This is a genomic window from Bacillus sp. BF2-3 (assembly GCF_008368795.1).
GTDB classification, from domain to species: domain Bacteria; phylum Bacillota; class Bacilli; order Bacillales; family Bacillaceae_G; genus Bacillus_A; species Bacillus_A cereus.
In genome coordinates this window covers 117,808-142,635 of record NZ_QOSA01000023.1, presented here as the reverse complement: position 1 = coordinate 142,635, position 24,828 = coordinate 117,808, and the positions used below count along the sequence as shown (strand labels likewise).

The following is a 24,828-nucleotide window of genomic DNA, read 5'->3' as shown; positions in this document are numbered from 1 at the left end:
CACTTAACAAAGGATGATCCAACATGCTCGAAAAAACAACGAGAATGAACTATTTATTTGATTTTTATCAATCGTTGTTAACGCAAAAACAAAGAAGTTATATGTCGCTTTATTATCTAGATGATTTATCTCTTGGTGAAATTGCGGAAGAATTTGATGTAAGTCGCCAAGCCGTGTATGATAACATTAAACGGACTGAAGCGATGCTTGAAGAATATGAAGAAAAATTAGTATTACTTCAAAAGTTTCAAGAGCGACAGCGACTTGTTGCAAAGCTAAAACAGCTAATCAGCGAAGAAGAGCATGTAAATGAAGAAATGAAACAAGTTGTTGAAGCTATCGAAAAATTAGATTAGGAGGGCGGCAATATGGCATTTGAAGGATTAGCCGACCGACTTCAACAGACAATGCAAAAAATCCGCGGCAAAGGAAAAGTTTCTGAAGCCGATGTGAAAGAAATGATGAGAGAAGTTCGTCTAGCTCTTTTAGAAGCAGATGTTAACTTTAAAGTAGTAAAAGATTTTGTGAAGCGTGTGTCTGAACGTGCTGTCGGACAAGATGTAATGAAAAGTTTGACACCTGGACAACAAGTAATTAAAGTTGTACAGGAAGAACTTACAGAACTTATGGGCGGAGAGCAAAGCAAAATTGCTGTTGCTAATAAGCCACCGACTGTTATTATGATGGTTGGTCTGCAAGGTGCGGGTAAAACAACGACGACAGGTAAGCTTGCGAATTTGCTTCGTAAAAAGCATAACCGTAAACCGATGCTTGTTGCAGCGGATATTTACCGTCCAGCAGCGATTAAACAGCTTGAAACATTAGGGAAGCAATTGGACATGCCTGTATTCTCTTTAGGAGATCAAGTAAGTCCTGTTGAAATTGCGAAACAAGCGATTGCAAAAGCAAAAGAAGATCATCACGATTATGTTTTAATCGATACAGCGGGTCGCCTGCATATTGATGAAGAACTAATGGATGAATTAGCGAAAGTTAAAGAAGTTGCGAAACCGGATGAAATTTTCCTTGTTGTCGATGCGATGACGGGACAAGACGCGGTAAATGTTGCGCAAAGTTTCCATGAACAGTTAGGTTTAACAGGTGTTGTATTAACGAAATTAGATGGTGATACGCGCGGTGGTGCTGCATTATCTATTAAGGCTGTAACAAACACGCCGATTAAATTTGCTGGTATGGGTGAAAAACTAGATGCAATTGAAGCGTTCCATCCAGAGCGTATGGCATCCCGTATTTTAGGGATGGGCGATGTCTTAACATTGATTGAAAAAGCGCAAGCTACAGTTGATGAAGAGAAAGCGAAAGAACTTGAGCAAAAAATGCGTACGCTTTCGTTTACGCTTGACGATTTCCTAGAACAACTTGGACAAGTGCGTCAACTTGGGCCGCTTGATGAATTGTTAGGAATGCTTCCTGGTGCAAATAAAATTAAAGGGCTGAAAAATGCACAAGTTGATGAAAAACAAATTGGGCATATTGAGGCAATTATTCGTTCTATGACTAAATTAGAACGAGAACAACCGGAAATAATCAATGCTAGTCGCAAAAAGCGCATTGCCAAAGGTAGCGGTACAACTGTACAAGAAATCAATCGTCTAATTAAACAATTCGATGACATGAAAAAAATGATGAAGACGATGACGGGAATGCAAAAAGGTAAGAAAAAAGGACTAGGTGGATTGAAGTTTCCATTCATGTAAGGAAAAAAAGATGGCTCTGTTAAGAAAAAATACTTTACAAAGCAATAGTCTTTTTGCTAATATAATTATCTGTGTGAAATAAATTCGGAGGTGCTTTATAAATGGCAGTTAAAATTCGTTTAAAACGTATGGGAGCTAAAAAAACTCCTTTCTATCGTGTAGTTGTTGCAGATTCTCGTTCTCCTCGTGACGGACGTTTCATTGAGGAAATCGGAACTTACAATCCAGTTGCTCAACCAGCTGAAGTTAAGATCAACGAAGAAGCAGCATTAAAATGGTTAGGAAATGGTGCTAAACCATCTGATACAGTTCGTAACTTATTCTCTAACCAAGGTATCATGGAGAAATTCCACTTATCTAAACAAGGTAAGTAATTGAGGTAATGACTATGAAGAAGTTAGTCGAGACGATTGTCAAGCCTCTTGTCGATTATCCTGAAGATGTAAAAGTTACACAGGAACTTTGCAACGGAGAGATAAAGTATCGATTAACTGTACATCCTGAGGATGTTGGAAAAGTCATTGGAAAGCAAGGGAGAGTTGCGAAAGCGATTCGAATGCTCTTGTATTCAGTGGGACATCATAATGATGAAAAAGTAACACTGGAAATTCAATAAACGTAAAAAAGGGCGAGGAGTTATTCCTCTCCCTTTTTTAACATTTAAATAGAGAGTGCATGTTCCATCTGTGAAATGGAGATGCTTAATTTATATAGAAACCAGGGGTGACATACTATTTATGACAAAATGGTTTAACGTAGGGAAAATTGTAAATACTCATGGCGTAAGAGGAGAAATCCGTGTTATTTCTCGTACTGATTTTCCAGAAGAGCGATATAAAGTAGGAAACACGTTATACATATCGAATGAGAAAGGCACAGACTACCTTCCGGTGAAGGTAACTTCTCATCGCCAACATAAGACATTCGATTTATTAACATTTGAAGGATATAACAATGTAGATGAAGTAGAGAAGTTTAAAGGTTCTTTAATAAAAGTACCAGAAGAGCAGTTAGGTGAACTTGCTGAAGGTGAATACTACTATCATGAAATTATTGGTTGCAGTGTTGTAACGGAAGAAGGAGAAGCGCTAGGGACAATCAAAGAGATTCTATCTCCTGGTGCAAATGATGTTTGGGTAATTAAACGCCCGAAGGGTCAAGATCTCTTAATTCCTTATATCGATGACGTTGTACTTCAAGTTAATATTGAAAATAAATTAGTAACCATTCATGTAATGGAAGGGCTGCTATAATGAAAATTGATATTTTAACGTTGTTCCCAGACATGTTTACCGGTGTATTTGGATCTTCTATATTAAAGAAGGCACAAGAAAAAGAAGCGGTAAACCTTCGTGTTGTTAACTTTCGTGATTATACAACAAGTAAGCATAATAGTGTAGACGATTATCCTTACGGCGGAGGAGCTGGTATGGTGCTTACTCCTCAGCCTATTTTTGATGCTGTAGAAGATTTGACGAAAGAGACAGAGCGTAAGCCTAGAGTTGTCTTAATGTGTCCGCAGGGCGAAAGATTTACGCAGAAGAAAGCGGAAGAGCTTGCAGGGGAAGAACATTTGATCTTCGTATGTGGGCATTATGAAGGGTATGACGAACGAATTCGTGAGCATCTCGTAACGGATGAGATTTCTATTGGTGACTATGTATTAACGGGCGGAGAATTAGCCTCTATGGTTATTACTGATAGTGTTGTACGTCTCTTGCCAGGTGTGCTAGGAAATCATGCTTCACAAGTAGAGGATTCGTTTAGTACAGGTTTATTAGAGCATCCTCATTATACACGTCCGGCTGATTTTCGTGGTATGAAGGTACCGGATGTATTAATGTCAGGGAATCATAAAAACATTGATGAATGGCGACATAAGGAATCTTTGCGTCGAACGTATACGCGTAGACCGGATTTGTTAGATGAGAGAGAGTTATCTAAACAAGAGAAAAAATGGCTTGAGGAAATAAAGCGAGAGCAGTAATAACTTCATATATTTGCTATTGCAACAGGCCTAGTAATATGCTATTATAACATTTGTGCTACTGAAATCAGTAGCCGTATTAACGATGTTCCGCTGTAATTTATTAAGACTTTATAAGAGCATCTGTTTAAAGGAGAGAATTTAATATGCAACAATTAATCGCAGAAATTACAAAAGGCCAATTAAAAACTGACCTTCCTTCATTCCGTCCTGGTGACACTTTACGTGTACACGTAAAAGTTGTTGAGGGAACTCGTGAAAGAATTCAGCTTTTCGAAGGTGTTGTAATTAAACGTCGTGGTGGCGGAATCAGTGAAACATTCACAGTTCGTAAGATTTCTTACGGTGTAGGTGTTGAGCGTACATTCCCAGTTCACACGCCAAGAATCGCGAAAATCGAAGTACTTCGCCGTGGTAAAGTACGTCGTGCTAAGTTATACTACTTACGTAACCTTCGCGGTAAAAAAGCACGTATTAAAGAAATTCGATAAGACATGTATGGGAGCTTGTAAATGCACAAGCTCCCTTTTTCCAATCTATATGAAATTTTGGTATAATACGAGCAGTTTACATAACCGTGGAGGGGAAATGCATGAAAAAAGAGAAGAGTTCACTTTGGGAATGGATTAAGGCAATTTTGATTGCTGTTGTATTAGCTGGTGTTATTAGACAGTTTTTCTTTGCGCCAATTCTCGTAGACGGGGTATCGATGGCACCTACTTTACATGATCGTGATCGAATGATTGTGAATAAAATTGGTTATCACATTGGAGATCCAAAACGCTTTGATATTATCGTATTTCGAGCAACAGAAGATAAAGATTACATTAAGCGCATTATAGGCCTGCCAGGCGATGAAATAGAGTATCGTAATGATAAACTGTATGTTAACGGAAAGGCTTATGAGGAGCCGTATTTAGACAAGCAGAAAAAGCAAATTGCTGACGGACCGCTTACATATGATTTTAATCTTGAAGAAATGACAGGCAAGAAAACCGTTCCAAAAGATCAATTATTTGTTTTAGGTGATAATCGTCGTTTTAGTAAAGATAGCCGTTCAATCGGTACGATTTCAATGGATCAAGTAATTGGTAAAGCTAATATGTTATATTGGCCGTTAGAAGACGCACGTATTGTGAAATAAATGAAAAAGAAGGTGGCAACATGGTAATTCAATGGTTTCCAGGGCATATGGCGAAGGCTAGACGCCAAGTAACGGAGAAATTAAAATTAATTGATGTTGTAATTGAACTTGTAGATGCTCGATTACCATTATCATCTCGAAACCCAATGATTGATGAAATCATTACACATAAGCCAAGGCTTGTTGTTTTAAATAAAGCGGATATGGCGGATGATCGTTTAACAAAACAATGGATCGCATATTTTAAAGAAAAAGGCCATATGGCAATTTCGATTAACGCGCAAGCTGGACAAGGTATGAAGGAAATTGCAGCAGCTTGTAAAGTGCTTGTTAAAGAAAAATTTGATAAAATGGTTGCAAAAGGTATTAGACCGAGAGCGATTCGTGCATTAATTGTAGGTATACCAAATGTTGGTAAATCTACATTGATTAATAAATTGGCAAAGAAAAATATTGCTAAAACAGGAGATCGTCCAGGTGTGACAACAGCTCAACAATGGATTAAAGTTGGGAAGGAAATGGAATTGTTAGATACACCAGGTATTCTGTGGCCTAAATTTGAAGATCAATTAGTGGGTCTTCGTTTAGCGACAACGGGTGCAATTAAAGATTCAATTTTAAATTTACAAGATGTAGCTGTTTACGCATTACGTTTTATGGAGAAACATTATCCAGAACGCTTGAAAGAACGCTATAATTTAAATGAGATTCCAGAAGATATTGTGGAATTATTCGATGCAATTGGAAAAAATAGAGGATGCTTAATGGGCGGCGGAATGATTGATTATGATAAGACATCTGAGCTTGTGCTTCGTGAGCTTCGTGGTGGCAAACTTGGAAAAATGACGTTTGAAACACCGGAAGAGTTTGGAGAGCAAGTGGAAGATGTGGAAAAAATAGAAGAAGTATAAGACGTGCGTTTGTGCGTCTTTTCTTTTTGGATATGTTTAAAAAGGAGCTTGTATAAATGCAAACTATGACGATAAAAGAAGCGGAAAATGTATTGAAAGAAATTATGAATGAAGAAGATGATCGCTTTCAACTGTTAATGAAAGATGATCGAAAAGGTGTTCAAAAGCTCGTTTTGAAGTGGTATAAACAAAAAGAGTTAGAACAGAAAGAAAAAGAGAAGTTTTTTGAAATGTCCAAGTATGAAAATGCTTTGCGTGAAAAAGGGGTCACATATATCGCGGGTATTGATGAAGTAGGGCGCGGGCCATTGGCTGGGCCTGTTGTGACGGCAGCTGTCGTTCTTCCTGAGGATTTTTATATTCCAGGGTTAAATGACTCGAAAAAGTTGAGTGAAGCGAAACGTGAGCGTTTTTATGATGAAATAAAAGTACAAGCAATTGCAATTGGAGTAGGAATTGTATCACCGCAAGTTATTGATGACATTAATATTTACCAAGCAACGAAACAAGCGATGTTAGATGCAGTTGCAAATTTATCTTGTACACCTCAACATTTATTAATTGATGCGATGAAGCTTCCTACACCAATTCCGCAAACATCAATTATTAAAGGTGATGCGAAAAGTGTTTCGATTTCAGCAGCATCCATTATAGCAAAAGTAACGAGAGATCGTATGATGAAAGAACTGGGAGAGAAGTATCCTGAATATGGATTTGAGCAACATATGGGATATGGCACAAAGCAACATTTAGAGGCAATTGAAGTGCATGGAGTACTAGATGAACACCGCAAGTCATTCGCACCAATTAAAGATATGATTCAAAAATAAGCTGTAAATATACAGCTTATTTTTTTATTTTGGCATATAAACATTACTATTTTCGAAAAAGAATAAAGCGATTTCAGTTTTCTGACACTTTATTGTAGACAGCGTGCCAATCATCTTATACAATGGCAATGTAATGTTTTTTAAACATTAAAAAACTTTTCGAGTAAAACAGGAAAACAGGGGAGGATGGGACCATGAATATCCATGAGTACCAAGGTAAGGCAGTCCTTAGAAGCTATGGGGTTAGCGTTCCGAACGGGAAGGTTGCGTTTACAGTAGAAGAAGCTGTAGAAGCAGCGAAAGAATTAGGAACAGATGTATGTGTAGTGAAAGCACAAATTCACGCTGGTGGACGCGGCAAAGCTGGCGGAGTAAAAGTTGCGAAAAATTTAGATGAAGTTCGTACATATGCAGAAAGCATTTTAGGAACTACACTTGTGACACATCAAACAGGTCCTGAAGGTAAGGAAGTAAAACGCTTACTTATCGAAGAAGGTTGCGATATTAAAAAAGAATATTATGTAGGTCTAGTTTTAGATCGTGCAACTTCTCAAGTTGTTTTAATGGCGTCTGAAGAAGGCGGAACAGAAATTGAAGAAGTAGCAGAAAAAACACCTGAAAAAATCTTTAAAGAATATATTGATCCAGCAGTAGGCTTGCAAGGTTTCCAAGCGCGCCGAATTGCATTTAACATCAATATTCCAAAAGAGCTTGTAGGACAAGCTGTGAAGTTTATGATGGGCTTATATCGTGCGTTTATCGAAAAAGATTGCTCTATCGCTGAGATTAACCCACTTGTTACAACAGGCGAAGGTAAAGTTATGGCATTAGATGCAAAATTAAACTTTGATTCTAATGCGTTATATCGCCATAAAGACATTTTAGAGCTTCGTGATCTTGATGAAGAGGATTCAAAAGAAATTGAAGCTTCAAAATACGACTTAAACTACATTCCTTTAGATGGAAATATCGGTTGTATGGTTAATGGTGCAGGTTTAGCGATGGCTACAATGGATATCATTAAACATTACCACGGTGACCCAGCTAACTTCTTAGATGTTGGTGGCGGTGCAACTGCAGAAAAAGTTACAGAAGCATTCAAAATTATCCTTTCTGACAAAAATGTAAAAGGTATCTTCGTTAACATTTTTGGTGGCATTATGAAGTGTGATGTTATTGCAGAAGGTGTTATTGAAGCAACGAAACAAGTAGGTCTTGAGTTACCTTTAGTTGTACGTCTTGAAGGCACAAACGTAGAACTAGGTAAGAAAATTTTAAATGAGTCTGGCTTAAATATTGTTGCAGCAGAATCTATGGCAGACGGTGCACAAAAAATTGTTTCACTAGTGGGCTAATAGAAAGCGGGGGAGAAAAATGAGCGTATTAGTTAATAAAGATACAAAAGTTATTGTTCAAGGTATTACAGGTTCTCAAGGTTTATTCCATACAAAACAAATGATTGAATACGGTACGAAAATTGTCGGTGGTGTAACACCAGGTAAGGGCGGCACTGATATTGAAGGTGTACCAGTATTTGATACAGTAGAAGATGCAGTGAAAGCAACAGGCGCAAACGCTTCAGTTGTATACGTTCCACCCGCTTTTGCGGCAGATGCAATTATGGAAGCTGTTGATGCAGAAATTGATTTAGTAGTATGTATTACTGAAGGGATTCCTGTATTAGATATGGTAAACGTAAAGAGATATATGGCGGGTAAACATACACGTTTACTTGGACCAAACTGCCCAGGTGTAATCACACCAGATGAATGTAAGATTGGTATTATGCCAGGATATATTCATAAAAAAGGTCATGTTGGTATCGTATCTCGCTCTGGTACATTAACTTATGAAGCTGTACATCAGTTAACACAAGAAGGTATTGGCCAATCTACTGCTGTAGGTATCGGCGGAGACCCTGTTAACGGTACAGACTTTATTGATGCGTTAAAAGCATTTAATGAAGATGAAGAAACACATGCTGTAATTATGATTGGTGAAATCGGCGGTACAGCAGAAGAAGAGGCAGCTGAATGGGTAAAAGCTAATATGACAAAACCTGTCGTAGGCTTCATTGGTGGTCAAACAGCGCCTGCTGGCAAACGTATGGGCCATGCTGGTGCAATCATTTCTGGCGGTAAAGGAACTGCTGCTGAAAAGATTAAAACAATGGAAGCTTGTGGCATTAAAGTAGCTGAAACTCCAGCAGTTATGGGAGAAACGCTAATCTCTGTTTTAAAAGAAAAAGGTTTATTTGAGACTTGTAAAAACTATTAATCTGTTGAAAGACACCTTCTTACTTGAGGGTGTCTTTTTACACTTTTTTCTGTTTACATAATAAAAATTATGGGTAAGTAGAATCAAGATGAAAAGAGAGAGATTATTACATGTTCATTACTTGCTAGCAGATTATTGGAAAGCGATGGAGAGGCTACTATATGTCGATCCAGAATTAAAGAACATATATAATTTTAACGAAAAACAAATGGAACACTACACTGGAATATCCTCGAAAAAATCTTCAGAACTAGTAAAATTTCTTCAAAATTCAAATCTTCCGCAATATATATCTTATTTAGAGAGAAATCGTATTTTTTATATAACGATATGGGATGAAGATTATCCGCAATTATTACGTGAAATACAAGACCCTCCCTTCGTTTTATATGGAAAAGGAGAGAAAGATTTCCTGAATAAAGTAAATAAATTAGCAGTTGTTGGAACGAGAGAACCATCATTATATGGTTATGAGAGTTTGAAGTTTATTTTACACCCCTTATTAGAAAGAGAGTGGCTTATTGTCAGTGGGTTTGCAAAAGGGATAGATACAATGTCTCATGAGATTACAGTAAGGCATCATTGCCCGACTATTGCGATATTAGGGCATGGATTGTCTTTTATGTACCCGAAAGAAAATAGACATTTATATGAAATGTGGAAGGAATATATATTGTTATTGACAGAGTATCCGCCGCACTATGCACCGAAAAAATGGTATTTTCCAAAAAGGAACCGGATTATTAGTGGTATAAGTAAAGGTGTTTTAGTTGTAGAATCGAAATCGAGAAGTGGAACACTTATTACTGCAGACCTTGCGTTAGAGCAAAATAGAGAGGTGTTTGCGCTTCCTGGACCTATATTTGTAGAGGGGGCATCGGGAACGAATCATCTTATTCAGCAAGGAGCAAAACTAGTAAGAAATGCAGAAGATATCTTGGAAGAGATTTTAAATTAACCTTATATTTTTATGTTTTTATTAAACAATTATTGACAAATGGTAGATTGGCACTGTATGGTATATTCATTCTTGATTGACAAAAACAAGAGAAATCAATAAGATTAATGAAGACTTGAATCCACCTCTTAAGGAGGCACTAGCATGTCAGATTACCTCGTAATCGTGGAGTCGCCTTCTAAGGCGAAGACCATTGAGAAATATTTAGGGAAAAAATACAAAGTTGTCGCGTCTATGGGACATGTTCGCGATTTGCCAAAAAGTCAAATGGGGATAGAAGTAAAGAACAACTTCACCCCGAAGTATATTACCATTCGTGGTAAAGGTCCCGTCTTAAAAGACTTAAAATCAGCGGCGAAAAAAGCAAAGAAAGTCTATCTCGCGGCCGATCCAGACCGTGAAGGGGAAGCGATTGCTTGGCATTTAGCGAATACGTTAAATGTGGACGTTGAATCAGATTGTCGGGTTGTGTTTAATGAGATTACGAAAGATGCAATCAAAGAATCATTTAAACATCCTCGTGCAATTAATATGGATTTAGTGGATGCACAACAAGCAAGACGTATACTTGATCGTCTTGTTGGTTACAATATTAGTCCTTTATTATGGAAGAAAGTAAAAAAAGGATTAAGTGCAGGGCGTGTACAATCTGTAGCAGTTCGTTTAATCATCGAGCGTGAAAGGGAAATTCAAAACTTTGAACCTGAAGAATTCTGGACAATTAAAACAGAATTTGTAAAAGGAAAAGACACATTTGAAGCAAGCTTTTACGGTATAGATGGTGAAAAAGTTCAATTAACAAATGAAACGCAAGTGAATGAAATAATTGAACAGATGAAAGACAATGCGTTTTCAGTTGAAAATGTAACGCGCAAAGAGCGAAAACGTAATCCTGCATTACCGTTTACAACATCTTCCTTGCAACAAGAAGCAGCACGTAAGTTAAACATGCGAGCAAAGAAAACAATGATGCTTGCACAGCAATTGTATGAAGGGATAGATCTTGGAAAACAAGGAACTGTAGGTCTTATTACGTATATGAGAACTGATTCAACACGTATCTCAGAAACAGCTCAAACAGAGGCTCGTACTTACATCACTGAAGCGTATGGTACGGAATACATAGGAACAGAAAAGAAGAAAGAAACGAAAAAGTCAAATGCACAAGATGCGCATGAGGCAATTCGTCCTACTTCAGTAATGAGAAAGCCAGAGGAACTAAAAAGTTTCTTAGGTCGTGATCAACTTCGATTATATAAATTGATTTGGGAGCGATTTGTTGCAAGTCAAATGGCGTCTGCTATAATGGATACTGTGACAGCGAGACTCATTAATAACAATGTTCAGTTCCGTGCAAGTGGATCGGTTGTAAAGTTCCCAGGATTTATGAAAGTGTATGTAGAGTCAAAAGATGATGGTGCTGAAGAAAAGGATAAGATGTTGCCACCTTTAGAAGTAGGGGAAACTGTATTTTCAAAGGATTTAGAACCAAAGCAACATTTTACACAACCTCCTCCGCGTTATACAGAGGCTCGCCTAGTAAGAACACTTGAAGAACTTGGAATTGGAAGACCGTCAACATATGTACCTACACTTGAAACAATTCAAAAGCGTGGGTATGTAGGTTTGGATAATAAACGCTTCGTTCCGACTGAACTTGGTGAAATAGTAATTGAACTTATTTTAGAGTTTTTCCCAGAAATTATTAACATTGAATTTACTGCCAATATGGAGCAAAGCCTTGATGAAGTAGAAGAAGGAAATGCGAATTGGGTAAAAATTGTTGATGATTTCTACGTAGGTTTTGAACCGCGTTTAGAAAAAGCGGAAAAAGAAATGCGTGAAGTGGAAATTAAAGATGAACCAGCTGGGGAAGATTGTGAATTATGTAATCACCCAATGGTCTTTAAAATGGGTAAATACGGGAAATTTATGGCTTGCTCGAATTTCCCAGATTGTCGTAATACAAAGCCGATTGTGAAAGAAATCGGTGTTACTTGTCCAAAGTGTGATAAGGGTCAAATTATTGAACGCCGTAGTAATAAAAAGAAACGTCTTTTCTATGGGTGCGGTACGTATCCGGAATGCGACTTTGTATCTTGGGATAAGCCAATTGGTCGTAAGTGTCCGAAGTGCGAAGGCATGCTTGTAGAGAAAAAGTTGAAAAAAGGCGTGCAAGTACAATGTATTTCGTGCGATTATGAAGAAGAACAACAAATGTGAGCGTAACTGCTCACATTTTTTTCGGGAAGAAAAGGAAAGGTGATATAAATGACAACACAAGTAGTAAACGTCATTGGCGCAGGTCTTGCAGGAAGTGAAGCAGCTTACCAAATTGCAAAACGTGGTGTCCAAGTTAGATTATATGAAATGAGACCGGTAAGGCAAACGCCAGCTCATCACACAGATAAATTCGCTGAATTAGTATGTAGTAACTCACTTCGTGCAAACACTTTAACAAATGCAGTTGGAGTTATTAAAGAGGAAATGCGCTTAATGGATTCTGTAATTATTCGTGCGGCGGATGAGTGCTCTGTACCAGCTGGAGGTGCTTTAGCTGTAGATCGTCATGAGTTCGCAGCTAAAGTAACAGAATACGTAAAGAACCATCCAAATGTAACTGTAATGAATGAAGAAATTACAGATATTCCAGAGGGACCGACAATTATTGCTACAGGTCCATTAACATCTCCTGATCTTTCTGCAAAATTGAAAGAATTAACAGGAGAAGATTATTTCTACTTCTATGATGCTGCAGCCCCAATCGTAGAAAAAGACAGCATTGACATGAATAAAGTGTATTTAAAATCGCGTTATGACAAAGGTGAAGCTGCATATTTAAATTGCCCAATGACAGAAGAAGAGTTTGATCGTTTTTATGAGGCTCTAATTGCTGCTGAGACAGTGCCTTTAAAAGAGTTTGAAAAAGAAATTTTCTTTGAAGGTTGTATGCCAGTAGAAGTTATGGCAAGTAGAGGGAGACAGACGTTAGTATTTGGACCTATGAAACCTGTTGGATTGGAAGATCCCAAAACAGGGAAAACGCCATATGCTGTTGTTCAGTTACGTCAAGATGATGCAGCGGGAACTTTATACAATATCGTAGGTTTCCAAACTCATTTAAAGTGGGGACCGCAAAAAGAAGTGCTACAGTTAATTCCGGGATTGGAAAATGCAGAGATTGTACGTTATGGTGTAATGCATCGTAATACGTTTATTAATTCACCTAATTTGCTTCGTCCAACATATCAATATAAACAACGTGATGATTTATTCTTCGCTGGTCAAATGACTGGAGTAGAGGGATATGTTGAATCAGCAGCATCAGGATTATTAGCAGGAATTAATGCTGCGCGTCTTGTGCAAGGTGAAGAGCCAGTTGTATTACCGCCAGTAACTGCGATGGGTAGCATGGCAAATTACATTACGGCAACGAACGCTAAAAACTTCCAGCCGATGAATGCAAACTTCGGTCTATTTGCACCGTTAGAGAAGAAGATTAAAAAGAAAGTAGAACGAAATGAAGCGTACGCAGCACGCGCTTTAGAAACGATTCGAAATTTTGTAAATATTTAGTTAAATTTCTTGCAAAGGCTACTAAGTTGTGATACGATTTAGTAGCCTTTATTGAGGTGAGTTGTGTGAATGTGAAGAAATTGTTACAATTATTCGTTGGATATTTACAAATTGAAAGAAATTATTCAAAATATACAATTGCAAGTTATCAAAATGATTTAGAACATTTTGTGCAATTTATGGAACGAGAAGGCATATCCTCTTTTTTAGACGTTACATACGCGGATGTTCGTTTGTACTTAACGACGTTGCACGATGAAAAGTTAGCCCGTAAATCTGTCGCAAGAAAAGTATCAAGCTTACGAAGTTTATATCGTTTTTTGATGCGTGAAGGTTATCGAAAGGATAATCCGTTTGCACTTGCGTCACTCCCCAAAAAAGAATTGTCAATCCCAAAGTTTTTATATGCTGAAGAGTTAGAGGAATTATTTGAAGTTTCTGACACGGAAACGCCATTAGGTCAAAGGAATCAAGCTTTATTAGAGTTGATGTATGCGACTGGGATCCGTGTGAGTGAATGTGTCAATTTACAACTTACCGATATTGACTTTGCGGTGGGAACAATTTTAGTAATGGGAAAAGGAAAAAAACAAAGGTATATTCCGTTCGGAAGCTATGCGCAAGATTCTTTAATTACTTATATAGAGAATGGGAGAAAACAGTTAGTTAATAAGACTGACGAAGATTCTCATATGGTATTTTTAAATGCGAAAGGTACACCGCTAACAAGTCGTGGGGTTCGTTATGTTTTAAATGAACTCATTAAAAAGGCTTCGCTGACAATGCGGATAAGTCCCCATATGTTAAGGCATACATTTGCTACACATATGCTAGATGAAGGGGCGGATTTACGTACTGTACAGGAGCTATTAGGCCATGAAAATTTGTCGACGACACAAATTTATACGCATGTCTCTAAAGAAAGATTGCGTTCTGTTTACATGAAGCATCACCCGCGGGCATAAATTGCTTTAAAAGCTATAAAAACAAATAAAGGAGTTTTTTCTATGGGAAATTTCCACGCTACAACGATATTTGCAGTTCATCATAATGGAGAATGTGCAATGGCTGGAGATGGCCAAGTGACAATGGGAAATGCTGTTGTAATGAAACATACAGCTCGTAAAGTTCGTAAACTTTTCCAAGGTAAAGTTTTAGCTGGTTTCGCAGGATCAGTTGCTGACGCATTTACTCTTTTTGAAATGTTTGAAGGGAAATTAGAAGAGTATAATGGCAACTTGCAGCGTGCTGCTGTTGAAATGGCAAAACAATGGCGTGGCGATAAAATGTTACGTCAGCTAGAAGCGATGCTCATTGTCATGGATAAAACAACTATGCTCCTTGTTTCAGGTACAGGAGAAGTGATTGAACCGGATGATGGTATTTTAGCAATTGGATCTGGTGGGAATTATGCACTTTCTGCAGGTCGTGCTTTAAAGCAATATGCAAGTGAACACTTAACAGCGAAGCAAATTGCGAAAGCGAGTTTAGAGATTGCTGGCGATATTTGTGTTTATACGAATCACAACATAATTGTTGAAGAATTGTAGAATCGTAAGGGAGGCATTTTATATGCATTTACATTTTACTCCGCGCCAAATTGTGGAAAAATTAGATCAATACATCATCGGTCAAAAAGACGCAAAGAAAGCGGTTGCTGTAGCGTTGAGAAATCGATATCGCCGCAGTAAATTAGCTGAAAATTTACGTGACGAAATTGCGCCTAAAAATATTTTAATGATTGGACCGACAGGTGTTGGGAAAACAGAGGTAGCACGACGAATGGCGAAACTCGTTGGAGCACCTTTTATTAAGGTTGAGGCTACAAAATTCACAGAAGTTGGATATGTGGGTAGAGATGTAGAGTCGATGGTACGTGACTTGGTGGAAACATCGGTTCGTATCGTAAAAGAAGAAATGGTAGTGAAAGTTCAAGATAAAGCAGAAGAGCAAGCGAATCAACGTCTTGTTGAAATTTTAGTGCCGAGTCCGGAGAAGCAATCTGGATTCAAAAATCCATTAGAGATGCTTTTTGGAGGCGCTCAAAATTCGAATCAAACGTCTGATACACAAGAAGATGTTGAAATCGAAAAGAAACGTCAAGATGTGGAGAGAAAGCTTGCTGCAGGGCTTCTTGAAGAAGAAATTGTATCGATTGAAGTGACTGAACAACAGTCTTCCATGTTTGATATGTTACAAGGAACTGGCATGGAACAAATGGGAATGAATTTCCAAGATGCGCTAGGAAGTTTTATGCCGAAAAAAACGAAAAAACGTAAACTTTCTGTAAAAGAAGCAAGAAAACTCTTGACAAATGAAGAGGCACAGCGCTTAATTGATATGGATGAAGTTACACAAGAGGCTGTTTATCGTGCTGAACAGCTCGGGATTATTTTTATCGATGAAATTGACAAAATTGCTGGTAAGCAGTCGAATAGCGTAGATGTATCACGTGAAGGTGTGCAACGTGACATTCTGCCAATTGTAGAAGGGTCGAATGTTGCGACAAAATACGGATCAGTAAAAACGGATTATATTTTATTCGTTGCAGCTGGAGCGTTCCATATGTCTAAACCGTCGGATTTAATTCCGGAATTGCAAGGGAGATTTCCGATTCGAGTAGAATTAACAAAATTATCGACAGACGATTTTGTTAAAATATTAATCGAGCCTGACAATGCGTTAATTAAACAATATATGGCATTATTAGCGACTGAAGGTATAGAAATTGAATTTTCAGACGAAGCTATTCGTAAGATTGCTGAGATTGCTTATCAAGTTAATCAGGATACAGATAATATTGGAGCAAGAAGACTTCATACGATTATGGAGAAGCTCCTTGAAGATTTATCGTTTGAAGCATCTGAAATTACGTTAGAGAAAATAACGATAACACCTCAATACGTTGAGGAGAAATTAGCAACAATTGCTAAAAATAAAGATGTGAGCCAGTTTATTTTGTAATAGTGTCATCAGGTGACTCGCCCTAGTTTCCAAGTGATGAAAAAATATGTGAGTAACATGTAGGAGGAACTTTTGAAATGGAATTATTAGCAAAAACGAGAAAATTAAATGCGTTATTACAGAGCGCAGCAGGGAAGCCTGTAAACTTTAGAGAAATGTCTGACACAATGTGTGAAGTAATCGAAGCAAACGTATTCGTAGTTAGCCGTCGTGGTAAATTACTAGGTTATGCAATTCACCAACAAATCGAAAACGAACGCATGAAGCAAATGCTTGCAGAACGTCAATTCCCAGAAGAATATACACAAAGCTTATTCAACATTACAGAAACATCTTCAAACTTAGATGTGAACAGTGCTTACACAGCATTCCCAGTAGAAAACAGAGAATTATTCGGTCAAGGTTTAACTACAATCGTACCAATCGTTGGTGGCGGTGAGCGTCTAGGTACATTAGTATTAGCTCGTCTTGGTCAAGAGTTCTTAGATGATGATTTAATCCTTGCTGAGTACAGCTCAACTGTTGTAGGTATGGAAATCTTACGTGAAAAAGCAGAAGAAATCGAAGAGGAAGCGCGTAGTAAAGCTGTTGTTCAAATGGCAATCAGCTCATTATCTTACAGTGAGTTAGAAGCAATTGAGCATATCTTCGAAGAATTAAATGGAACAGAAGGTTTACTTGTTGCAAGTAAAATTGCTGATCGCGTAGGAATTACTCGCTCTGTAATCGTAAATGCACTACGTAAATTAGAAAGTGCTGGTGTTATTGAGTCTCGCTCTTTAGGTATGAAAGGAACATACATTAAAGTGCTAAACGACAAGTTTCTACAAGAACTTGCTAAATTAAAAACAAACTAATTTATAAAAAACTCTCCTCAATTGAGGAGAGTTTTTTTTGTGCAATGGATAGAAGATGCTTGTGAAAAGTGTCATAAGCGTGTTTTCTGGGAAAACTATCAATTGTATTTACTTTTTTGCTTAAAAGAAAAGAAGGTTGGTAATACTAGAATTCGAGTATGAACAAAGAAAGTTTTACATTGTTCGCATTTTCGACTTGATTGTAATATTTCAGTATGATATAGTAAGCAGTGGTGTCAGTACAAAGTACACACGTTTACTGATTTAAGTGTTGGTGCTACGTTTGTAGTTTCGCTTAGAGATGAAGTAAACGGAGGATATCAAAAACCATTTAGGAGGAACTATATTATGTCAGTAATTTCTATGAAGCAATTGCTTGAAGCTGGTGTTCATTTCGGACATCAAACTCGTCGTTGGAACCCAAAAATGAAGCGTTACATTTTCACAGAGCGTAACGGTATCTACATCATCGACTTACAAAAAACTGTGAAAAAAGTTGAGGAAGCTTACAGAACGATGCGCGACATCGCTGCTGAAGGCGGAGACATCTTATTCGTAGGTACTAAAAAACAAGCACAAGAAGCTATTAAAGAAGAAGCAACTCGTGCTGGTATGTACTTCGTTAACCAACGTTGGTTAGGTGGAACTTTAACAAACTTCCAAACAATCCAAAAGCGTATCAAGCGTCTTAAAGACATCGAAAGAATGCAAGAAGATGGTACTTTCGAAGTACTTCCTAAGAAAGAAGTTGTTCAACTTAAAAAAGAGTTAGAGCGTCTTGAGAAATTCTTAGGCGGTATTAAAGATATGAAAGGTCTTCCAAGTGCATTATTCGTAGTAGACCCTCGTAAAGAGCGTATTGCAGTTGCTGAAGCACGCAAATTACACATTCCAATCATCGGTATCGTTGATACAAACTGTGATCCAGACGAAATCGATCACGTTATCCCAGCAAACGATGATGCAATTCGTGCTGTAAAACTTCTTACATCTAAAATGGCAGACGCGATCCTTGAAGCAAAACAAGGTGAAGAAACTGTTACTGCGTAACAAAGTTGGAAAGGTGATAAGGGGTTCGGCCTTTTATCACCTTTTTTAAGGTATAAACACCTTTATAAAAGGTATAAATACATATTTTAGGAGGATGAAAAGTATGGCAATCACTGCTCAAATGGTAAAAGAATTACGTGAAAAAACTGGCGCAGGTATGATGGACTGCAAAAAAGCTTTAACAGAAACTAACGGCGACATGGAGAAGGCAATTGACTTCTTACGTGAAAAAGGTATTGCGAAAGCTGCTAAAAAAGCAGACCGCATTGCTGCTGAAGGTTTAACTTTCATCGAAACAAACGGTAACGACGCTTTAATCTTAGAATTAAACTCTGAAACTGATTTCGTTGCGAAAAACGAAGGTTTCCAAACACTAATTAAAGAATTAGCTGCTCACTTATTAACTAACAAACCAGCTAACGTTGAAGAAGCTATGGCTCAAACAATGGAAAACGGTAAAAAAGTTGAAGAGCACATCAACGAAGCAATCGCTAAAATTGGTGAAAAACTTACACTTCGTCGTTTCGAAATCGTATCAAAAACTGATGCAGATGCATTCGGCGCTTACCTACACATGGGTGGACGCATTGGTGTATTAACAGTTCTTGAAGGTTCTACTGATGAAGCTGCTGCTAAAGATGTTGCAATGCACATCGCTGCAGTTAACCCTAAATACATCGACCGCGATGCTGTAACAGCTGAAGAAGTTGAGCATGAGCGTCAAGTATTAACACAACAAGCATTAAACGAAGGCAAGCCTGAGAAAATCGTTGCGAAAATGGTTGAAGGCCGTCTAGGCAAATTCTTCGAAGAGATTTGCTTACTTGACCAAGCATTCGTTAAAAACCCTGATATGAAAGTTCGTCAGTTCGTTGAGTCTAAAGGCGGAACATTAAAAGGATTCGTTCGCTATGCTGTTGGTGAAGGTATCGAAAAACGCGAAGACAACTTTGCTGAAGAAGTAATGAACCAAGTAAAAGGTAGTAACTAATACAGATTAGGGAACACATTGTGTTCCCTTTTTTAAAATAAAGATGTAAGCAATTGGAGGTTCATTATGAGTAAACCGAAATATAATCGTGTCGTTTTAAAGCTAAGTGGAGAAGCTTTAGCTGGAGAGCAAGGATTTGGAATTAACCCAACTGTTATTAAGTCAGTTGCGGAACAAGTAAAAGAAATTGCAGAACTTGATGTAGAGGTTGCTGTTGTTGTTGGTGGCGGTAACATTTGGCGTGGAAAAATTGGAAGTGAAATGGGCATGGATCGTGCAGGGGCAGATTACATGGGCATGTTAGCGACAGTTATGAATTCATTAGCTCTTCAAGATAGCTTGGAGAATATCGGAATTCAAACTCGTGTACAAACTTCAATTGAGATGCGTCAAGTTGCAGAACCTTACATTCGTCGTAAAGCAGTTCGTCACTTAGAGAAAAAACGTGTTGTTATTTTTGCAGCAGGTACAGGTAATCCATACTTCTCTACAGATACAACAGCAGCATTACGTGCGGCAGAAATTGAAGCAGATGTAATTTTAATGGCGAAAAACAATGTAGATGGTGTATATAATGCGGATCCATCTATTGATCCAACGGCTACAAAATACGAAACGCTTACTTACTTAGATGTATTAAAAGAAGGTTTAGGTGTAATGGATTCTACAGCTTCTTCTCTATGTATGGATAATGATATTCCACTAATTGTATTCTCAGTTATGGAAAAAGGTAATATTAAACGTGCCGTTTTAGGCGAAAATATCGGAACAGTGGTAAGGGGGAAATAAATATGGGACAACAAGTATTGAAGTCTTCAAATGAAAAAATGGAAAAAGCAGTTGCTGCTTATTCTCGTGAATTAGCAACAGTTCGTGCTGGTCGTGCAAACGCGTCTGTATTAGATAAGGTACAAGTTGATTACTATGGTGCACCAACACCAGTTGTGCAATTAGCGAACATTACAGTTCCAGAAGCGCGTTTACTAGTAATTCAACCTTATGATAAAACTTCTATCGGTGATATTGAAAAAGCAATTTTAAAAGCAGATTTAGGCTTAAACCCTTCTAATGATGGAACTGTAATTCGTATTGCATTCCCTGCACTAACAGAAGAGCGTCGTCGTGATCTTGTAAAAGTTGTGAAAAAATATGCTGAAGAAGCAAAAGTTGCTGTTCGTAACGTACGTCGTGACGGAAATGATGATCTTAAGAAGCTTGAAAAAGCTGGCGAGATTACAGAAGATGATTTAAGAGGATATACTGAAGATATCCAAAAAGAAACAGATAAATATATTGCAAAAGTTGACGAAATCGCAAAAAACAAAGAAAAAGAAATCATGGAAGTGTAATAGCGATAACTTCGCAAATATGACCCTCTTCTTAAGGGGGTCTTTTTACACTTTTAGGCATACGTCTGCTTGCTGGAGGGTATGAATGATGTTTAAAAACTTTCCTTTTTTTAAAGGTAAAAAGGACACATCGTTTGATCATCTCGTTGAAGAAGTGAAAAAAGGATATATCCCAGAACATATTGCCATCATTATGGATGGGAATGGAAGATGGGCAAAGAGGAGAGCAATGCCTCGTATTGCGGGACATCATGAAGGTATGCAAGTTGTAAAGAAAATTACAAAATTTGCAAGTAAACTTAATGTGAAAGTGTTAACTCTCTATGCTTTTTCAACTGAGAACTGGAAAAGACCGAAAAAGGAAGTTGATTATTTAATGAAGCTTCCAGAAGAATTTCTAGGTACATTTTTACCAGAATTGATTGAAGAAAACGTACAAGTCCGAGTAATAGGGCAAAAAGATCGTCTTCCTACGCATACACGCAGAGCGATGGAGAAAGCCATGGAAGATACGAAAGAGAATACGGGATTAATTCTTAATTTCGCGTTAAACTATGGAAGTCGAGATGAAATCGTTTCTGCTGTGCAACATATGATGAAAGATAATGAGGAAGGAAAAATTCGTTCTGAAGAGGTAAGTGAAGAAATGCTTTCCTCCTACTTAATGACGAGTTCTTTACCTGATCCAGAGTTGTTAATCCGAACAAGCGGAGAGCTACGTATTAGTAATTTCATGTTATGGCAAATTGCATATTCGGAGTTTTGGTTTACAGACGTGTATTGGCCAGACTTCAAAGAAGAACATTTGCTAAATGCGATTACTGACTTTCAACATAGAGGGCGCAGATTCGGAGGCGTGTAGAAAGAGAGGGTTTGGTAGTGAAACAGAGAATTATTACTGGAGTGGTTGCTGCCGCGCTATTCATTCCCATCGTAATATACGGTGGCGTGCCTTTTACGGTTTTAGTGTATGCACTTGCTTCTATAGGTTTATATGAATTAATTCGTATGAATAAGCTTACGCTTATTTCAGTACCGACAGTTTTAGCTGCAGTATTATTGTGGATTCTTTTAATTCCAAGTAGTGCATCAGAACTGTTTACATGGATTGGATTAGGTAAATTGGAAATCACATTTGTGATTGTTTTATTACTTTTATCATATACAGTCCTTTCTAAGAATACATTTACTTTTGATAATGCTTCATTTTTACTGATGGCAACGACATATGTGGCAATGGGATTCTTATATTTAAATGAAACGAGAATATTAGGAATTAAATATGTATTTTGCGCATTATTTGTTATATGGGCTACTGATTCAGGCGCATATTTCGTAGGAAAAGCATTGGGCAAGAGAAAATTGTGGCCAGAAATTAGTCCGAATAAAACGATTGAAGGTTCATTAGGCGGTATCGTTTGTGGAATTATTGTGGCACTTGTTTACAACGTGTTCTTCCCAGTCGAATCGAATGTAGTAATTTTAATTGTGCTGACAATTATCATTTCTATTTTTGGACAAATTGGTGATTTAGTACAATCTGCTTTTAAACGTCATTATGGCGTAAAGGATTCAGGTACAATTTTACCTGGGCATGGTGGTATATTAGACCGAACAGATAGTTGGTTATTCGTTTTACCAATTCTCTACTTCTTATTACAATACAATTAATAAATGAACGAGGGGTTGGAGTCATGAAAAACATTAGTTTATTAGGTGCAAGCGGATCAATTGGTACACAAACTTTAGATGTATTACGCTCGCACCCAGACCAATTCCGTCTCGTTGCTTTTTCTGTAGGGAAAAATATTGACTACGCAGTAAAGGTAATTCAAGAATTTTCTCCGCAAATCGTCTCTGTGCAAAGAGAGGAAGATGTTTTAAAATTACAATCTGTTTCTGGTAATACAAAAATTGTATATGGTAGTGAAGGACTTTTAGAAGTAGCATTACATCCAGATGCGGAGATTGTAGTAAATGCTGTTGTAGGTAGCGTAGGGTTGTTACCAACACTTCGTGCAATTGAGGCGAAAAAAACAATTGGAATTGCAAATAAAGAAACGTTAGTAACTGCAGGACATCTTGTAATGGAAGCAGCACGAAAACATAATGTTTCGTTACTTCCAGTAGATAGTGAACATTCGGCTATTTTTCAGTGCTTGAATGGTGAAAATGAAAAAAGAATTTCTCGTCTTATTATAACGGCTTCTGGTGGAAGTTTCCGTGATAAAACGAGGGATGAATTGCATCATGTGACCGTAGAAGATGCGCTTCGACATCCAAACTGGTCAATGGGTTCGAAAATTACAATTGATTCTGCTACAATGATGAATAAGGGACTAGAAGTAATTGAAGCACATTGGCTTTTTGGTATCCCTTATGAGCAAATCGATGTTGTTTTACATAAAGAAAGTATTATCCATTCTATGGTTGAATTTGAAGATCGTAGTGTAATGGCGCAGCTTGGTTCACCTGATATGCGAGTACCAATTCAATACGCACTTACATATCCTGATAGATTGCCTCTTTCAGACACAAAACAGTTAAACTTATGGGAAATAGGGACGTTGCATTTTGAGAAAATGGACCAAGAACGATTCCGTTGTTTACGTTTTGCGTATGAAGCTGGAAAAGCAGGTGGAAGTATGCCAGCTGTAATGAACGCAGCGAATGAAGTAGCGGTTGAAGCCTTTTTACAAAAGAGAATTGGTTTCTTAACAGTGGAAGACCTCATTGAAAAAGCAATGAACCATCACAATGTCATTGCACGACCGAGCTTAGAGGAAATTTTGGAAATTGATGCGGCCACAAGACGGTTTGTGATGGAACAAATTTAGCAAAGGTGGTTATGGAATTGAATACAGCGATTGCCTTTATATTAATTTTCGGTGCACTCGTATTTTTCCATGAGCTAGGGCATCTATATTTCGCAAAAAGAGCAGGTATTTTATGCCGCGAGTTTGCGATTGGTTTTGGTCCGAAAATATTCTCATTTGAAAAGAATGAAACGGTGTATACGATTCGATTACTGCCCCTTGGTGGCTATGTAAGAATGGCCGGCGAGGATGCGGACACAGTTGAGTTAAAGCCTGGGAAAAAGGTTGGCCTTGTATTAAATGAAAAAGACGAAGTTGTGAAATTAGTTTTTGATGGATATGAAAAGTATCCAAATGTTCGTGTTATTGAAGTCGAACAAGCTGATTTGGAGCATAATTTAACAATTTCGGGCTATGAAGAGTACGAGGAAGAGCTTCAAACATTCCGAGTGAATGAAAAGGCTCGTATTATTACTGCGGGGGAAGAAATTCAAATTGCTCCGTATAATAGACAATTTGGCTCGAAAAAACTAGGGCAACGCGCTTTAACAATCTTTGCGGGTCCTGCAATGAACTTCATTTTAGCATTTGTTATTTTTGTGATTCTTGGATTTGTACAAGGGGTTCCTATTGACAAACCAATGGTCGGAAAAGTGATGGATAACAGTGCAGCACAGCAAGCTGGATTGAAAGAGAATGATACAATTCAAGCTATTGATGGGAAAAACACAAGTACATGGAAAGATGTTGTTACTATTGTACGTGAAAACCCAAATAAAGAAATTACGTTACAAGTAAAGCGTGATAATGAACAGTTTAATGTGAAAGTAACGCCAACACTCGATAAAGAAGGAAAAGACGAAGTTGGTAGAATCGGTGTGTATTCTCCTGTAGAGAAAACAGTAATGGGTTCTATTAAATCAGGATTTGAACAAACGTACCAATGGACGAAACTAATTTTTGAATCTCTTGTTAAATTAGTAACTGGTCAATTTTCTATTAATGAGTTATCAGGTCCAGTAGGAATTTATAATCTAACAGATCAAGTTGTAGATTATGGGTTTACGCGTGTACTAAGTTTAGCTGCAGTTCTAAGCATTAATCTTGGTTTATTTAATTTATTACCAGTTCCTGCTTTAGATGGTGGCCGTTTATTCTTCTTCTTAATTGAAGCGTTACGAGGGAAACCAATTGATCGCCAAAAAGAAGGAATGGTTCACTTTATTGGTTTTGCATTATTAATGTTACTTATGTTAGTTGTAACTTGGAATGACATTCGTAAGTTTTTCTTGTAAAATAAAGTGAAACTTATAATGAAATAGAGCTCGTAGAATAAAATCCCTCACCTAACTCGAGGTGAGGGGTTTTACTGCGTGTAAGAGTAAAATGAAGAGGTGCAA

27 protein-coding genes are annotated in these 24,828 nt (G+C 37.6%); all 27 read left to right on the top strand.

The window, feature by feature from the left end:
• Positions 1-23 precede the first annotated feature (23 nt).
• The 27 genes from DN401_RS18040 to rseP all read left to right on the top strand — a co-directional run bounded on the left by DN401_RS18040 (position 24) and on the right by rseP (position 24,723).
• Positions 24-356: a putative DNA-binding protein gene (locus DN401_RS18040; RefSeq protein ID WP_000891062.1), complete on the top strand. Its 333-nt coding sequence runs from the start codon at positions 24-26 to the stop codon at positions 354-356.
• A 12-nt stretch (positions 357-368) separates the two neighbouring features.
• Positions 369-1,718: a signal recognition particle protein gene (gene ffh, locus DN401_RS18035; RefSeq protein WP_000863460.1), complete on the top strand. Its 1,350-nt coding sequence runs from the start codon at positions 369-371 to the stop codon at positions 1,716-1,718.
• 101 nt (positions 1,719-1,819) lie between these two features.
• A complete protein-coding gene (gene rpsP / locus DN401_RS18030; protein WP_000268750.1) occupies positions 1,820-2,092 on the top strand; it encodes a 30S ribosomal protein S16 in 273 nt (90 codons plus the stop codon).
• A gap of 14 nt (positions 2,093-2,106) precedes the next feature.
• Positions 2,107-2,334: a KH domain-containing protein gene (locus DN401_RS18025; RefSeq protein ID WP_000737401.1), complete on the top strand. Its 228-nt coding sequence runs from the start codon at positions 2,107-2,109 to the stop codon at positions 2,332-2,334.
• Between the two features lie 121 nt (positions 2,335-2,455).
• Positions 2,456-2,971: a ribosome maturation factor RimM gene (gene rimM, locus DN401_RS18020; RefSeq protein ID WP_000170278.1), complete on the top strand. Its 516-nt coding sequence runs from the start codon at positions 2,456-2,458 to the stop codon at positions 2,969-2,971.
• Complete coding sequence (trmD, locus tag DN401_RS18015; RefSeq protein WP_000686903.1) at positions 2,971-3,705, top strand: tRNA (guanosine(37)-N1)-methyltransferase TrmD; 735 nt, start codon at positions 2,971-2,973, stop codon at positions 3,703-3,705. Before rimM ends, trmD begins: the two co-directional genes overlap by 1 nt.
• 146 nt (positions 3,706-3,851) lie before the next feature.
• Entirely contained in the window at positions 3,852-4,196 is a 345-nt protein-coding gene (gene rplS, locus DN401_RS18010; RefSeq protein WP_001186516.1) for a 50S ribosomal protein L19, read from the top strand.
• 101 nt (positions 4,197-4,297) lie between these two features.
• The gene (lepB, locus tag DN401_RS18005; protein ID WP_000711853.1) at positions 4,298-4,849 is read left to right on the top strand and encodes a signal peptidase I; all 552 of its coding nucleotides are present in this window, start codon (positions 4,298-4,300) and stop codon (positions 4,847-4,849) included.
• A 20-nt stretch (positions 4,850-4,869) separates the two neighbouring features.
• Positions 4,870-5,760, top strand: coding sequence for a ribosome biogenesis GTPase YlqF (gene ylqF, locus DN401_RS18000; protein ID WP_000236704.1), 891 nt, complete (start codon positions 4,870-4,872; stop codon positions 5,758-5,760).
• 56 nt (positions 5,761-5,816) lie between these two features.
• Complete coding sequence (locus tag DN401_RS17995) at positions 5,817-6,590, top strand: ribonuclease HII (protein ID WP_001194265.1); 774 nt, start codon at positions 5,817-5,819, stop codon at positions 6,588-6,590.
• 194 nt (positions 6,591-6,784) lie between these two features.
• Positions 6,785-7,945 (top strand): ADP-forming succinate--CoA ligase subunit beta, encoded by a 1,161-nt coding sequence (sucC, locus tag DN401_RS17990; protein WP_001020791.1) that lies wholly within the window; start codon positions 6,785-6,787, stop codon positions 7,943-7,945.
• A gap of 19 nt (positions 7,946-7,964) precedes the next feature.
• Positions 7,965-8,867, top strand: a complete 903-nt coding sequence (gene sucD, locus DN401_RS17985) for a succinate--CoA ligase subunit alpha (protein WP_000115178.1) — start codon at positions 7,965-7,967, stop codon at positions 8,865-8,867.
• Between the two features lie 88 nt (positions 8,868-8,955).
• A complete protein-coding gene (gene dprA / locus DN401_RS17980) occupies positions 8,956-9,825 on the top strand; it encodes a DNA-processing protein DprA (RefSeq protein WP_149287896.1) in 870 nt (289 codons plus the stop codon).
• 144 nt (positions 9,826-9,969) lie between these two features.
• Positions 9,970-12,048 carry a type I DNA topoisomerase gene (gene topA, locus DN401_RS17975; RefSeq protein WP_100655014.1) on the top strand — a complete coding sequence of 693 codons (2,079 nt, stop codon included), beginning with the start codon at positions 9,970-9,972 and terminating at the stop codon, positions 12,046-12,048.
• Positions 12,049-12,096: 48 nt separating this feature from the next.
• Positions 12,097-13,401, top strand: a complete 1,305-nt coding sequence (gene trmFO, locus DN401_RS17970) for an FADH(2)-oxidizing methylenetetrahydrofolate--tRNA-(uracil(54)-C(5))-methyltransferase TrmFO (protein ID WP_000213003.1) — start codon at positions 12,097-12,099, stop codon at positions 13,399-13,401.
• Between the two features lie 65 nt (positions 13,402-13,466).
• Positions 13,467-14,366, top strand: a complete 900-nt coding sequence (gene xerC, locus DN401_RS17965; RefSeq protein ID WP_001101243.1) for a tyrosine recombinase XerC — start codon at positions 13,467-13,469, stop codon at positions 14,364-14,366.
• 42 nt (positions 14,367-14,408) lie between these two features.
• Positions 14,409-14,951, top strand: coding sequence for an ATP-dependent protease proteolytic subunit HslV (gene hslV / locus DN401_RS17960; RefSeq protein ID WP_000526272.1), 543 nt, complete (start codon positions 14,409-14,411; stop codon positions 14,949-14,951).
• A gap of 22 nt (positions 14,952-14,973) precedes the next feature.
• Complete coding sequence (gene hslU, locus DN401_RS17955; RefSeq protein WP_000550078.1) at positions 14,974-16,365, top strand: ATP-dependent protease ATPase subunit HslU; 1,392 nt, start codon at positions 14,974-14,976, stop codon at positions 16,363-16,365.
• Between the two features lie 77 nt (positions 16,366-16,442).
• Complete coding sequence (codY, locus tag DN401_RS17950; RefSeq protein ID WP_000421290.1) at positions 16,443-17,222, top strand: GTP-sensing pleiotropic transcriptional regulator CodY; 780 nt, start codon at positions 16,443-16,445, stop codon at positions 17,220-17,222.
• A 348-nt stretch (positions 17,223-17,570) separates the two neighbouring features.
• Entirely contained in the window at positions 17,571-18,272 is a 702-nt protein-coding gene (rpsB, locus tag DN401_RS17945; RefSeq protein ID WP_000111485.1) for a 30S ribosomal protein S2, read from the top strand.
• Between the two features lie 103 nt (positions 18,273-18,375).
• Positions 18,376-19,263 carry a translation elongation factor Ts gene (gene tsf / locus DN401_RS17940; protein ID WP_001018578.1) on the top strand — a complete coding sequence of 296 codons (888 nt, stop codon included), beginning with the start codon at positions 18,376-18,378 and terminating at the stop codon, positions 19,261-19,263.
• A gap of 66 nt (positions 19,264-19,329) precedes the next feature.
• The gene (gene pyrH / locus DN401_RS17935; RefSeq protein WP_000042668.1) at positions 19,330-20,052 is read left to right on the top strand and encodes a UMP kinase; all 723 of its coding nucleotides are present in this window, start codon (positions 19,330-19,332) and stop codon (positions 20,050-20,052) included.
• A gap of 2 nt (positions 20,053-20,054) precedes the next feature.
• A complete protein-coding gene (frr, locus tag DN401_RS17930) occupies positions 20,055-20,612 on the top strand; it encodes a ribosome recycling factor (protein WP_000531501.1) in 558 nt (185 codons plus the stop codon).
• An 85-nt stretch (positions 20,613-20,697) separates the two neighbouring features.
• Complete coding sequence (gene uppS, locus DN401_RS17925) at positions 20,698-21,474, top strand: isoprenyl transferase (RefSeq protein WP_000971296.1); 777 nt, start codon at positions 20,698-20,700, stop codon at positions 21,472-21,474.
• A gap of 17 nt (positions 21,475-21,491) precedes the next feature.
• Entirely contained in the window at positions 21,492-22,283 is a 792-nt protein-coding gene (gene cdsA / locus DN401_RS17920; protein ID WP_000813592.1) for a phosphatidate cytidylyltransferase, read from the top strand.
• A 23-nt stretch (positions 22,284-22,306) separates the two neighbouring features.
• Complete coding sequence (gene dxr / locus DN401_RS17915) at positions 22,307-23,449, top strand: 1-deoxy-D-xylulose-5-phosphate reductoisomerase (protein WP_000790373.1); 1,143 nt, start codon at positions 22,307-22,309, stop codon at positions 23,447-23,449.
• A gap of 17 nt (positions 23,450-23,466) precedes the next feature.
• Positions 23,467-24,723 carry an RIP metalloprotease RseP gene (rseP, locus tag DN401_RS17910; protein ID WP_001090243.1) on the top strand — a complete coding sequence of 419 codons (1,257 nt, stop codon included), beginning with the start codon at positions 23,467-23,469 and terminating at the stop codon, positions 24,721-24,723.
• Positions 24,724-24,828 lie beyond the last annotated feature (105 nt).